This window comes from Microcystis sp. LEGE 08355 (assembly GCF_015207185.1).
GTDB lineage: Bacteria > Cyanobacteriota > Cyanobacteriia > Cyanobacteriales > Microcystaceae > Microcystis > Microcystis panniformis.
Genome location: NZ_JADEXI010000088.1, coordinates 1 through 11,923, shown reverse-complemented (window position 1 = coordinate 11,923; position 11,923 = coordinate 1). Strand labels below are relative to the sequence as shown.

At 43.9% G+C, this 11,923-nt stretch carries 13 protein-coding genes; 5 read left to right on the top strand and 8 right to left on the bottom strand.

All coding sequences use genetic code 11. From position 1 onward, the window contains the following. Positions 1–1,297: pyruvate kinase (gene pyk / locus IQ242_RS06775; RefSeq protein ID WP_193959449.1), on the bottom strand; the 1,297-nt coding region annotated here is incomplete at its 3' end. Positions 1,298–1,508: 211 nt separating this feature from the next. Between pyk and bchM the strand changes: the two genes are divergently transcribed. The 5 genes from bchM to IQ242_RS06750 all read left to right on the top strand — a co-directional run bounded on the left by bchM (position 1,509) and on the right by IQ242_RS06750 (position 4,271). Beyond that, positions 1,509–2,201, top strand: a complete 693-nt coding sequence (gene bchM, locus IQ242_RS06770) for a magnesium protoporphyrin IX methyltransferase (RefSeq protein ID WP_193959448.1) — start codon at positions 1,509–1,511, stop codon at positions 2,199–2,201. A 3-nt stretch (positions 2,202–2,204) separates the two neighbouring features. Further along, positions 2,205–2,972 (top strand): 3-methyl-2-oxobutanoate hydroxymethyltransferase, encoded by a 768-nt coding sequence (gene panB / locus IQ242_RS06765; protein WP_193959447.1) that lies wholly within the window; start codon positions 2,205–2,207, stop codon positions 2,970–2,972. Beyond that, on the top strand, positions 2,965–3,459 hold the full coding sequence (gene msrA / locus IQ242_RS06760) for a peptide-methionine (S)-S-oxide reductase MsrA (protein ID WP_193959446.1): 495 nt from the start codon (positions 2,965–2,967) through the stop codon (positions 3,457–3,459). The genes panB and msrA overlap by 8 nt, the downstream gene beginning before the upstream one ends. A gap of 51 nt (positions 3,460–3,510) precedes the next feature. Next, positions 3,511–3,819 carry a carbon dioxide-concentrating mechanism protein CcmK gene (locus IQ242_RS06755; protein ID WP_002732196.1) on the top strand — a complete coding sequence of 103 codons (309 nt, stop codon included), beginning with the start codon at positions 3,511–3,513 and terminating at the stop codon, positions 3,817–3,819. Between the two features lie 104 nt (positions 3,820–3,923). Further along, positions 3,924–4,271: a carbon dioxide-concentrating mechanism protein CcmK gene (locus IQ242_RS06750; RefSeq protein ID WP_002733188.1), complete on the top strand. Its 348-nt coding sequence runs from the start codon at positions 3,924–3,926 to the stop codon at positions 4,269–4,271. Positions 4,272–4,338: 67 nt separating this feature from the next. Here IQ242_RS06750 and IQ242_RS06745 read toward each other — a convergent pair whose 3' ends face one another. The 7 genes from IQ242_RS06745 to IQ242_RS06715 form a co-directional block, all read right to left on the bottom strand. Beyond that, positions 4,339–4,665, bottom strand: coding sequence for a hypothetical protein (locus IQ242_RS06745; RefSeq protein ID WP_193959445.1), 327 nt, complete (start codon positions 4,663–4,665; stop codon positions 4,339–4,341). Between the two features lie 78 nt (positions 4,666–4,743). Then, the gene (cobA, locus tag IQ242_RS06740; protein WP_193959444.1) at positions 4,744–6,261 is read right to left on the bottom strand and encodes a uroporphyrinogen-III C-methyltransferase; all 1,518 of its coding nucleotides are present in this window, start codon (positions 6,259–6,261) and stop codon (positions 4,744–4,746) included. 112 nt (positions 6,262–6,373) lie between these two features. Further along, entirely contained in the window at positions 6,374–7,285 is a 912-nt protein-coding gene (locus IQ242_RS06735; protein WP_193959443.1) for a phosphatidate cytidylyltransferase, read from the bottom strand. Between the two features lie 48 nt (positions 7,286–7,333). Then, positions 7,334–7,924 (bottom strand): precorrin-6Y C5,15-methyltransferase subunit CbiT, encoded by a 591-nt coding sequence (gene cbiT, locus IQ242_RS06730; RefSeq protein WP_002741022.1) that lies wholly within the window; start codon positions 7,922–7,924, stop codon positions 7,334–7,336. Positions 7,925–8,436: 512 nt separating this feature from the next. Further along, entirely contained in the window at positions 8,437–9,369 is a 933-nt protein-coding gene (locus IQ242_RS06725; RefSeq protein WP_193959442.1) for a glycosyltransferase family 2 protein, read from the bottom strand. Then, positions 9,366–9,791 carry a GtrA family protein gene (locus IQ242_RS06720; RefSeq protein ID WP_193959441.1) on the bottom strand — a complete coding sequence of 142 codons (426 nt, stop codon included), beginning with the start codon at positions 9,789–9,791 and terminating at the stop codon, positions 9,366–9,368. Before IQ242_RS06720 ends, IQ242_RS06725 begins: the two co-directional genes overlap by 4 nt. Positions 9,792–9,861: 70 nt before the next feature. Further along, entirely contained in the window at positions 9,862–11,673 is a 1,812-nt protein-coding gene (locus IQ242_RS06715) for a thiamine pyrophosphate-binding protein (protein WP_193959440.1), read from the bottom strand. Positions 11,674–11,923 lie beyond the last annotated feature (250 nt).

Below are 11,923 nucleotides of genomic sequence, written 5' to 3'. Positions count from 1 at the left end.
GCTTTAACACATCCTCAAAGACGGACACCTGATGATCAAGAAGAATCGGGATCACACCCCAGACTAGATTGAGACGGTGATAGACTCGTTTATTGGGAGTCATGGCAATGACGGGAACCGAGGGACGTTCCTTAGAAGCCAGTAGCGAAGTGTAGCCAGAGGTGGTAAAAGTGACAATATAACGGAGATCAAGGGTTTGATCGATCGCCACTAAAGCCTCACTGAGAGCGTGAGTTTCATCGGACTGATTGGGGGGAGCATTATCAAACTTCACATCCGCTTCCACATCATGGGCGATTTTGGCCAACATAGCCACAGCTTTGACGGGAAAATCTCCCACTGCTGATTCCCCCGATAACATCACCGCATCGGTTCCATCGATAATCGCATTAGCCACATCACTGGCCTCGGCCCGAGTCGGTCGGGGATTGTGAATCATGCTCTCTAACATCTGGGTGGCAGTGATGACGGGAATAGTTTTCATGTTGCAGAGTTTGATAATGCGTTTTTGCAACATGGGGACTTTTTCGGGACTTAATTCTACCCCCAAATCGCCCCGGGCCACCATAATTCCGTCACATTCCTCGATAATTGACTCCAAATTTTCGATCGCTTGCGGTTTTTCAATTTTAGCCATCACTGGCATATCCGCATGATTTCTCTCGGCTAAAAATGCCTTAATCGCCTTGATATCTTCTCCTTTACGAACAAAACTGAGGGAAACCCAATCAACCCCCTGAGAAAGACCAAATTCTAGGTCTTGTTTGTCTTTTTCGGTCATGGAAGGTAAGCGCAAATTGAGACGGGGTAGATTGACTCCCTTGCGACTTTTGAGAATTCCTCCCTCCAACACTTGACATTTTAGGTCTTTTCCGTTAATTTCAACGATTTTTAGCTCTAATAAGCCATCATCAAGGAGAATTTGCTCACCTAACTTGGCTTCCTCGGCCAGATAGGGATAATCGATCGAAACGGTGTTCGCTTCTCCTCGATACTCATCCATGGGTACAAGGGTGAGATAATCGCCGTCGTTGATGGTAATCGAACCGTTGGGGAGATTACCAACGCGAATTTTTGGCCCTTGTAAATCTTGCAAGAGAGTGATAGGATTGTCTAATTCTTGAGAAATTTGCCGTAAAAGGCTAACAACTCTCGCATGATCCTCGTAGCTACCGTGGGAAAAGTTTAGCCGCGCTACATTCATCCCCGCACCGATCATCTCCTTGAGGACTTCCGGCGAATTACTGGCAGGGCCGATCGTGGCTACGATCTTAGTTCTATGGGTAATAATTGACATGGAACCCTTACTAATCGATCTTGGGACGATTACATGATATTCACTTTAGGTTAACTAACGGTGAAGCGGAAAACAAATTAAGCTTTTCCACAGAGTTGCAATCGCTCCCGGTCCTCTCCTTAGCAGTCAGGAGTCAGCTATCAGCGGCAACGGTTGAGAGCTTTCACGGTACGATAAACTAATAACCATCTCCGCTCGTTTAGATTTCGTTATGACCAACACATTAGACGATAAAGCCATAGTCAAGGACTATTTTAACGCCACAGGATTCGATCGCTGGCGCCGGATTTATGGGGATGGCGAAGTTAACAAAGTACAAAAAGATATTCGCATCGGTCATCAACAGACGCTCGATACCGTTATCGGTTGGTTAGAAAGTGATGACAATTTGCCTAATCTCTCAATCTGTGATGCTGGTTGTGGAGTCGGTAGTCTTAGTATTCCCCTCGCTAAAGCGGGCGCAACTATTTTCGCCAGTGATATTTCTGAGAAAATGGTGACAGAAGCTAAGGAAAGAGCGGCCAAAGAGTTAGCAGATACTGGTAAACTCACCTTTACCGTTCAAGATTTAGAAGCATTAACCGGCCAATATCACACGGTCATCTGTCTTGATGTTCTCATTCACTATCCCACAGAAGAAGCCTTAGGCATGATTAAACACCTGGGATCCCTAGCTCAATCCCGTTTAATCCTCAGTTTTGCCCCTAAAACCTGTTTATTAACCATTCTCAAGAAAATTGGTCAATTTTTCCCCGGTCCGAGTAAAACCACTCGCGCCTATCAACACAAGGAAAAAACTATTGTCGCCGCTCTCAACGAAAATGGCTTTAAAATTGAACGGACGAGTATGACTAGCACTCGTTTCTATTTTTCCCGTATCCTCGAAGCTGTCCGCAGTGAATAAACAATGGCAGTCACCACCAGCAAATTAATCGAGTGGAAACAGCAAAAACGCGCGATTGTCACCCTCACAGCTTGGGATTATCCGATCGCGCGACTGCTCGATCAAGCGGGAATTGATATTATCCTGGTAGGAGATTCCTTAGCTATGACCGCTTTGGGCTATCCTACCACTTTACCGATCACCCTAGAGGCGATGATTCACCACGCGGCGGCCGTGTCTCGCGGGGTGAAACAAGCTTTAGTTGTCTGTGATTTGCCTTTTCTCAGCTATCAGGAAAGTGTCAGTCAGGCAATTAACTCGGCGGGAAGGATGTTAAAGGAAGCGGGAGTGCAAGGGGTAAAATTAGAGGGAGGTTATCCCGCTATGATCGAGACGATTAGCCGTTTAACCGAGATAGGCATCCCTGTTATGGGTCATATCGGATTAACTCCCCAGTCGGTGCATCGGTTAGGATACCGTCAGCAGGGAAAAACTCCATCGGATGCACAAAGATTAATCGAGGAAGCTTTAGCCTTGGAGAAAGCGGGAGTATTTGCCCTGGTTTTGGAACATATTCCCGCCAATTTAGCCGCTACTATTACCGATAAATTGATTATCCCGACGATTGGTATCGGTGCGGGGGAAGATTGTGATGGTCAGGTGTTGGTAACGGCGGATATCCTAGGATTAACCGAAAAAGCTCCCCCTTTTGCCAAAGTTTATGCTAATTTAAGCGAGACAATTACAAAAGCAGTTGTAGAATTTGCCAAGGATGTGAGGAGAAATGAATAACGGCGAAAAAGCTACCTTTGGGGCCGGCTGTTTTTGGAAAACTGAGGACGCATTTCGGCGTTTATCGGGGGTTTTAGCCACTTCCGTGGGTTATATGGGGGGACATTTTCCCAATCCTAGTTATCTCGATGTGTTATCACGAATTACCGGTCATGCGGAAGTGGCACAAATTGCCTATAATCCCCAAGAAATAAGTTACGAGGCGTTATTAGCCGTTTTTTGGTCAATTCACGATCCGACTCAGTTAAATCGCCAAGGACCGGACCGGGGAGAACAATATCGATCGATTATTTTCTATCACACCCCAGAACAAAAGTTAATCGCCACTGCCTCCAAGCGTCAACTACAACTATCGGCAAAGTTTCAGCAGCATATCGTTACTTTGATCGAACCCGCAGGAGATTATTATCTGGCCGATCAGTCCCATCAACAGTATTTGGAGAAAAAACAGGCTCGATCGGTCGGGGATTTGCAGAAGAAAATATAAAGACAGGTTCGGGGTATAATGTAAAGTTGCTTTCGCAGGAGATCAGGAAAAATGCCCGAGGCGGTCGGAGTCATTCAAACGTTGGGTTTTCCCCCCGTTTTAGCGGCGGCGGATGCCATGGTTAAAGGGGGACGAGTCACCCTAGTTTATTTTGATCTAGCGGAAAGGGGCGAATTTTTGGTGGCGATTCGCGGCCCGATTTCCGAGGTTAAACCGGCAGTAGAGGCAGGATTAGCGGCAGCGATGACCGCTTTTGGTGGCAATGTGGTCAGTCATTACATCGTACCGAATCCTCCAGAAAATGTCCTGGCGGTTTTACCAGTGCAGCATACGCCTAAGTCGGACCGTTTTCGCAGTTAATTTCCCTAGGGATTGGCCCCAAACTAGACTATAGTTAAAGACTGGAAAATAGATTGGATTCTATCAATTGAACTTATCTGATTGTTGTTATTAGGAGTTAATTTATGACAGCCCAACCCGCGGTGGGATCGATCGAGACCAAAGGTTTCCCCGGTATTCTAGCGGCCGCCGATGCGATGGTAAAAGCAGGACGGATCACGATTGTTGGTTATTTAAGGGCAGGAAGCGCCCGTTTTACCCTCAATATTCGCGGGGATGTACAGGAGGTAAAAACCGCTATGGCTGCCGGCATTGAAGCCGTCAATAAAACCGAGGGGGCAGCTTTAGAAACCTGGGTAATTATTCCCCGTCCTCACGATAACGTAGTGGCTATTTTACCGATCGATTATAGCGAGGCAGTGGAACCTTTTCGCGCTGCTGCCGACGGTGCGATGGCACCAATCCGTCGTTAATATTCAAGGTCAATTTTTTGTTACTGGTTGGAACTTGTCTAGTTCCAACTTAGTTTTTGATGATGATTTAAGTTTTAGTCAGAAAACCGAATTTGATAATTGCTGCAACAGTTGCACCGATAACAGTGACTATCAAAGCCCATATTTGAGCCGTTGCCCTTTCTTTCAAGTCTTTGACATCTTCTTTGAGTTGGGAAACTTCGGTCTCTATTTTCGGCAATACTTCTAGTTTTGTTTCGATTCCCTTCAGGTTTCTGACATCTTCTTTGAGTTGGGAAACTTCGGCCTCTATTTTCGGCAATACTTCTAGTTTTGTTTCGATTCGCTCTAACCGATTGTCAAGTTTAGCGAGAATATCTTTTAAGTCAGTTTCAATGATAATAGGGTTACTCATGGGGAGATTTCTAGATTTTTATGGCTTTGTTTATTGTCAGGTTTGGGAATCGCCGTCTGTTTTACGGTGGCGAGGCTCTCAGGTCTTACTCCACTCGATTAAAGCGCTAGTCAATCCTTCTAGGGTATATTCTCGCGCCTCGATATCAACACGACCAAATAACTCTTGACAGGTTTTTGAAGTTTGCGGACCGATAGAAGCCAGACAAACTTTTTCTAAGAGGGAATTAACCGATAATTCTGCCGTTTCTTGTTCCAATAACCGATAAAAATTCTGGACGGTTTTGGAACTGGCAAAGGTTACTATATCGACTTTCCCCTCTCGAAAGGCTTCCCAGATGCCCCTATCCATGCGCGCTGGACATCTGGAATCGTAGGCGGCCACTTCCGTCACCTGACCGGCTTTGGCCGTTAATTCCTTAACTAATATCTCTCTGCCTCCCGTTTCCACGCGAGGAAAGAGGAATTTTTGCCCCCTAATCGGGTCGGGAAACTCGTTTACCAAAGCATCAGCGACAAAATCCCCTGGGATGAAATCCGCCTTTAATCCCCGTGAGTGCAAAACTTGGCTGGTTTTTTTGCCCACCACGGCGATTTTTACGTTCGCTAAAGCCCTAGCATCTTTTCCCCAAAATGTCAAGCGATCAAAGAAAAAATTAACAGCATTGGCAGAAGTTAAAATCAGCCAATCAAACTCTTTTAACTGAGCGATGGCATCGTCTAAACCTTGCCAACGGTCGGGGGGACGAATCTCTAAAGCGGGCATTTCTAGGACTTCTGCGCCTTGATTTTGCAAAATTTCGCTAAATTGACTCGTTTGCTCGGCGGCACGGGTAATAACAATAGTTTTACCGCCTAGGGGTGGGGGAGAGGACATAATCGCCAGAGCCACAACTTGACCAATGACCATAATAGAGGGTGAGAGGGACACCCCGGCGGTTTGAGCGAGAATATTTTCTAAAGTGCCGCGCCAAATTTGTTGATCCTTGCGTCCCGCTTGGCGGATAATAGCGATCGAGTCGTCAATATTCCGCCCATTTTCGCATAATTTCTCGATAATTTGCCCTAAAGACTGACCAGCCATTAGTAGTACAAGTGTATCAATTTTAGCTAAAGCTGACCAATCGAGAGACTCAGGATCGTGAGCGCTCAAGACCGCAAAACAGCGACTAATATCCTTTTCGGTCAGGGGAATTCCAGCCAATAAAGGAGCGGCCAAAGCGGAGGAAATACCGGTTATCAATTCAAAATCACAGCCAGCCTGCTTTAAGGCTAACATTTCAGGATATACTCGCCCAAAAACCCCTGGATCACCACTTTTAAGCCGAATAACTCGTTTTCCCTCTTGACAATAATTAACCAGTATCCGATTAATCTGATTTTGCTCGGCCCCGGGTTGCCCCCCCCGTTTGCCTACATCGACTAAAACACAGGTTTTCGGCACGAGGGAGAAGATTTGACTATCCACTAGGGCATCGTACAGCAAAACCTCGGCCGTGGCTAAAATTGCTCGCGCTTGCAGGGTGAGAAAACTGCTCTGACCGATTCCCGCACCGAGAAGATAAACTTTACCCCGGGGATGGACGACTGCTGACATAATCGCAAATTTGGGTTTAATCTTTAATTTAGCACTGGAGAACTGCCAAGGGCGCAGCGACCGGAGAAGATACAAGGTGTTGCTGAATCAAGATGAATAGATGGTCAACAGCTTAGCGCAACAAGGGCAGCAGTAAAGTGACGAAATAATATACTAGGGGAGCGGTGAAGACATAACTATCAGTGCGATCGAGTATACCACCGTGACCGGGGATTAACTGGCCGGAATCCTTGACCCCAGCATCGCGTTTCATCATCGATTCGGTCAAATCGCCCAATAAACTGACAATACCAATTAATAAGCCCAAAATTAGGCCCGTCAGCTGCCAATAGGGCCAATCTAAATACCAAGCACCCAACTCGGCCACCGCTATACTGCCTAAAATGCCAAAAAAGGAACCTTCCACCGTTTTTTTGGGACTAATCAGCGATAAAATGGTTTTCCCTAACCATTTTCCCATGATATAAGCTCCGATGTCGGCGGCCCAAATGCAACCGAAAGCTAGAAAAGTCACCGTCAAAGCGGCCGGGAATAATTTCGGTTCCATCCACGATTCTGGCCAATATCCCATCAGGGGTAAGTTACTGGCCATAGCGACGGGACTACTTTCAGGAGAAAAACCGACCCGTAAACGAATCCAATAACTAGGTAAGTAACCACCGTAAAACAGACCGAGAATTGAGGTGGAAATATCGGCAATTGTCGCCATTTTAGGCTGAAAGAGCAGATAAAAACAAATTAACGCCCCAGCCAGGGGAAACATGGCATCGGTGAGGGGGGCCGCCATTGTTGCCGTCAGGAGTAATAATTGTGAAACTACGAGGGTGGTTTTAGCGGCCGGTTCAATGCCTTTAGCGCGAACTAGGCGAAAATACTCTAATTGTCCCAAAAAGACGATAACACCGATGCCGAGGGTGAAATACCAACCCCCAACGATAATAATTCCCAGTGCGAAGGCAATAGCAAAAATAGCGCTGACAATGCGTGGCCAAGGCATGGTTAATCCAGAGAAGTTAGGCGGCATTGTTCTAATTATATAGATTAAGAAAACTTTATGGAAGGTTATCCCCAATTAAAGTTTATCGCCACTCAGGATGAACATGGGATCAACGGCGGCAAAAACTTGGTGAATACCCCTAGTTTCTAGGCGATTTACTGCCGCTTGGACAATCTCGATATTACGCGCCTGTAAATTAGAAAAGCCTTCGGAAAATTGATAGAGGGTTTCTAAATTATTGGCCGTGGCCACGATGCGGCCGTTGGGTTTCAGGTATTGCCACACTTCTTGCAGGACCGATTTAATCGGTTTGCCGCCCTCGATACAGACGCGATCGGGTGCTAGGGATATATTGGGCAGACAATCGGGAGCGCTGCCTTCAAAAACCGTAACATTTTTTACCCCAAAGCGATCGCAATTACGGCGGATTAAACTGGCCACTTCTTCATCCCTTTCAATGGCAATAATCGGACTATTAGGGCATAATAAGCCAATTTCAACGGGAATAGTGCCGGTTCCTGCCCCGATATCCCAGAAAACCTCCCCATCACCTAACCTCAAAGCAGAAATCATCAATAATCTCACCTCGCGTTTACTCAAGGGAATCCCGGGCAAACGTTCAAACAATTCATCGGGAATACCGGGGGTTTTATATAACCAAGTCATGGGGAATCAATTATTGAGAAGCTTCACTACCAAGCATTATTATATAAATTTGTCAAATTTTCTTTATTAAGTAAACAGGGACTTTTCTAGGGATAAAACCGTGATTATAGATACAGCCTTTCTCATAAAGATGAAGTATAAACTAATTTGGGATTGACCACCGACTCCCCAAAACTAAAACTTCGTACCTCACGATTAAGATAGCTGGTTTCTGCCAGATTTCTAATCCCTGGAAAACAATACTCTATTTTCTAAATTACTATGGACTGCCAAGGAGAAAAATAAAAGTTGATTCTTTCAGGTTCGACCACTAAAAGTCTTTTTAAAATTCTCATGTGCATTAAGCCAATGTATTCTTAGCCACCACCGTAAATCAATTTTGTTGTTTGCCATTTTCTCACTCTCTAGGGGTCAATATACAAGTATTTTTTCTTTTAAGAAAACCTTATATTCCAACCATTACCATACTATATTTTCCTCCAAGATTAAGTTAGTATAACAAATATATTCACTCACTCAAAGTTGATTCTTTCACGTTCGACAACTAAAGGCCTTTTTAAAATTCTCATGTGCATTAATCCGATATATTCCCCAATAATGCCGATAAAAAATAGTTGCACAGAAGCGAGCAAAAATAGTCCGACCATGATTGGTGCGGTTCCTAAAGGAAAATAATCCCAGAACAACAATTTGGCGATTAAATAACCTAACGCCACTAGCAAACTCAAGAGGGACAAAGCAAAGCCTAACATGGTGGCCAGTCTGAGGGGAACTTGGGAGTGACTGGTAATACCCAGCATCGCATCGCTATAGTATCGATAGAAGTTGTAACTACTTATACCCCGTTTTCGCCGTTGCTGTTGATATTCAAAAGAGAAACTTTCAAAACCCAACTCTTCAATGAGTCCCCTAAAATAGGGATAGGGATCGTTAATCTCTCGTAGAACATTGATGACTTTGCGATCATATAACCCGAAACCTGTAAAATTTCTAGTAACTTTTATATCTGAAAGATGATCCATTAAAGAATAAAAAATTTGTCTAGCAAAATAGAAAAAAGCTCCTTCTTTCATCGGAGCTTTAACCGCTTTAACAACTTTATAGCCTTCTGCCCACTTCTTGACAAATTCTAGGATTAATTCGGGAGGGTCTTGCAGATCTGCTACAATAGGAATAACCGCATCCCCGTAACACTGAAGAATACCATAGTAACCAGAACGAACCGGACCGAAATTTCTAGCATTAACGATGACCTTTACCCTGGGGTCTTTTTGAGCAATTATTTTTAATTCATCTACAGTTTTATCTTGGGAAGCGTTATCGATAAAAAGATGTTCATACTCATAGTTAGGTAACTGATTAAAGACTTCTTTAACTCGCAGGTAAAGGTCTTCAATATTTCCTTCTTCATTATAACAAGGAGTCATTACAGTAATTTTTTTCATTGTGATCCTTCCCTAAAAACAAATAATTTCATTAAAACAAAAGAGATGACAGCCATGGGAAGAACCAAGATAGCACCAGCGATTAACATTTTAGTTTTTTGCTCGATGTCAATATCAATAGCATCAACAATTCTCAGGGCCTCAACGTTCAAGAGAAAAGTCACCACATAAACTAAGACAAAACGAAACATCAATTTGTTGTTTTTGCTGCCAAAAACCAGTCTTCCCGTGGTTTGAAAGTTAAATAAAACCCCCAGAATAGTGGCCAGCAGGACAGCGTACTTATAATCCATTCCTATCAGTATAAGACTACCATATAAAAAATAACCAAACAGGGTATTTATTGCACCAACCAGCAAAAAACGGGCAAATTTATGTTTTTTAATCAGGTTAACCAATTTAGCCTTTTTGAGAATATACATTACTTACAAGTGAACCATCCATCAATAAAATAATAAGATTCTGTCCGGTGAGGGAAGTATTTTCTAATCATTAATTCTCCACCGGTGGAATTAATAAATTGCTCAAGAGTTCTTCCCTATCTAAGAAAGGAGCCATATCCTCTAGGGGGGATGAAACCATTCTGCCATCAGGTAGTTGTCTTGAACTCAATTTAGGCTCAAATAATTGTTGAGTATCTAACATGATTTCACACACCACTGGACCGGGTTGCTCAAGTACCTCCATCAGTTGAGACTGAAAATCAGGAGAATTAATTCTTGTCGCAGGAATGCCATAAGCTTCAGCAACTTTAACAATATCAGGAAAGGACACGCCACTCTGAGAGCTTTCTCCAACTAACTTGCCAAAAAAGTTAATCTGGGTTGCTCTAATCGATAGATAACCACCATTATTAAGAACAAAGATTTTGATGGGAAGTTGATGGTGGACGACGGTTTGGAGTTCTTGGATATTCATCTGAAGACTACCATCTCCAGCAAAACAGATAACCCGTTTGCCTTGTTGAGCGATGGCTGCCCCCACGGCAGCTGGCAAATCGTACCCCATTGAGGCACTGCCGGAGTTAGAAAACAATTTTTGTCCTTTTTGGATAATTGCTGACTGAAAAGTAACAACACAGGCCATCCCATCACCACAGACAATCACATCATCCTTATCTAAACACTTAAATAAGGTGTTCATCAAATGATAGGGATTAATGGCATTTTCTTGGGACTGATGTTTTTGGGGTAAAAAGATCGGATAACGTTGAACCCTTTCTTGGCACCAGGCCAACCAATCAGAATGACTTTCGGGGTCGAAATTATCTTCATCCAATTGGCGGTTTAATTCTTCCAGAAAAACTTTTACATCACAATGAATTGGCAGGTCAGGTTTAATTGTCGGTTTGTCTAATTCTGCTTGATCAGCATCCACTTGAATCTTAAAGGCACAGCGAGCAAAAGACTGCCAATTGTAACTGACTTGACGAATATTTAGACGGCTCCCAAGAATCAGTACAGTTTCTGCATTTTGAACGGTAAAATTGCCAGGGCGATCTCCAATTGTACCCGGACGACCGCAATACAAAGGGTTATCAGAGGCGATTATATCATGAGTCCAAGCCGTAGTAACTGGGATTCCCAACCTTTGGATAACTTTCTCAAAAATTTCAACAGCGCCGCCAATTCGCACACCGCTGCCTGCCATAATCACAGGTCTGGGAGAGTTTTTCAACCGATTAATTACCTCACGGCATTGTTGTTGAATTAACCGTAAATCCCATAGTTCTCCATCCTCTGAGGGGTCGTAACCTTGTAATTGACTTTCATCGATTTTACTCCCCTGTACGTCAATGGGAACATCAATCCAGCAAGGACCCGGACGACCCGAAACAGCTAAATGTAGAGCTTTTTCTAAATGGAATCGAATCGATTGGGGATCATCAATCAGAACGGCATACTTCGTAATTCCTTTAACCATGCTAACAATATCTGCTTCCTGATCCCCCAGTTGTCTCAACCGAGGAAGGTTGTAGGTTGCTAGGCAGGTTTCTCGCTTTACCTGTCCCGATACTATTAGCATAGGAATAGAATCTGTCCAAGCCCCAAAAACTCCATTTAAGGCATTAATACCCCCCGGTCCAGTGGTGACATTAATACACCCGATCTTGCCAGTAACCCTAGCATAAGCTTCTGCTGCCATGGCACAGGCTTGTTCATGGTGACAACAAATATAACTCAAGCCTTGGCAGCGCCCGATGGCATCGTTGAGGTGCATGGCACCGCCACCTGTCACTAAGAAAATATGATGAAGGCCGTGATTGACAAGGGTCTGGGCAATATAATCGGCAACTCTAATCATTGTTTTGATGCCATAAATCCAGTTGATTATGATTATTATGACTCTATTGAGTCTATTTAGCAATTTGGTAATGATTCGGTAGTAGTGGCGTAGCCCTCTTGCTTACCTGGTATGAATTGTGTAAAATATTTATTAATAAAAATAATTGGAACCCGCTCAGTCTTTAAACCTCTAGCTTGCTCATGACTTTTCTGATAAATATCTTTTTCTGGCTCCTGTCTGGCTTACTCAAATATCAGTCTAGCACCGA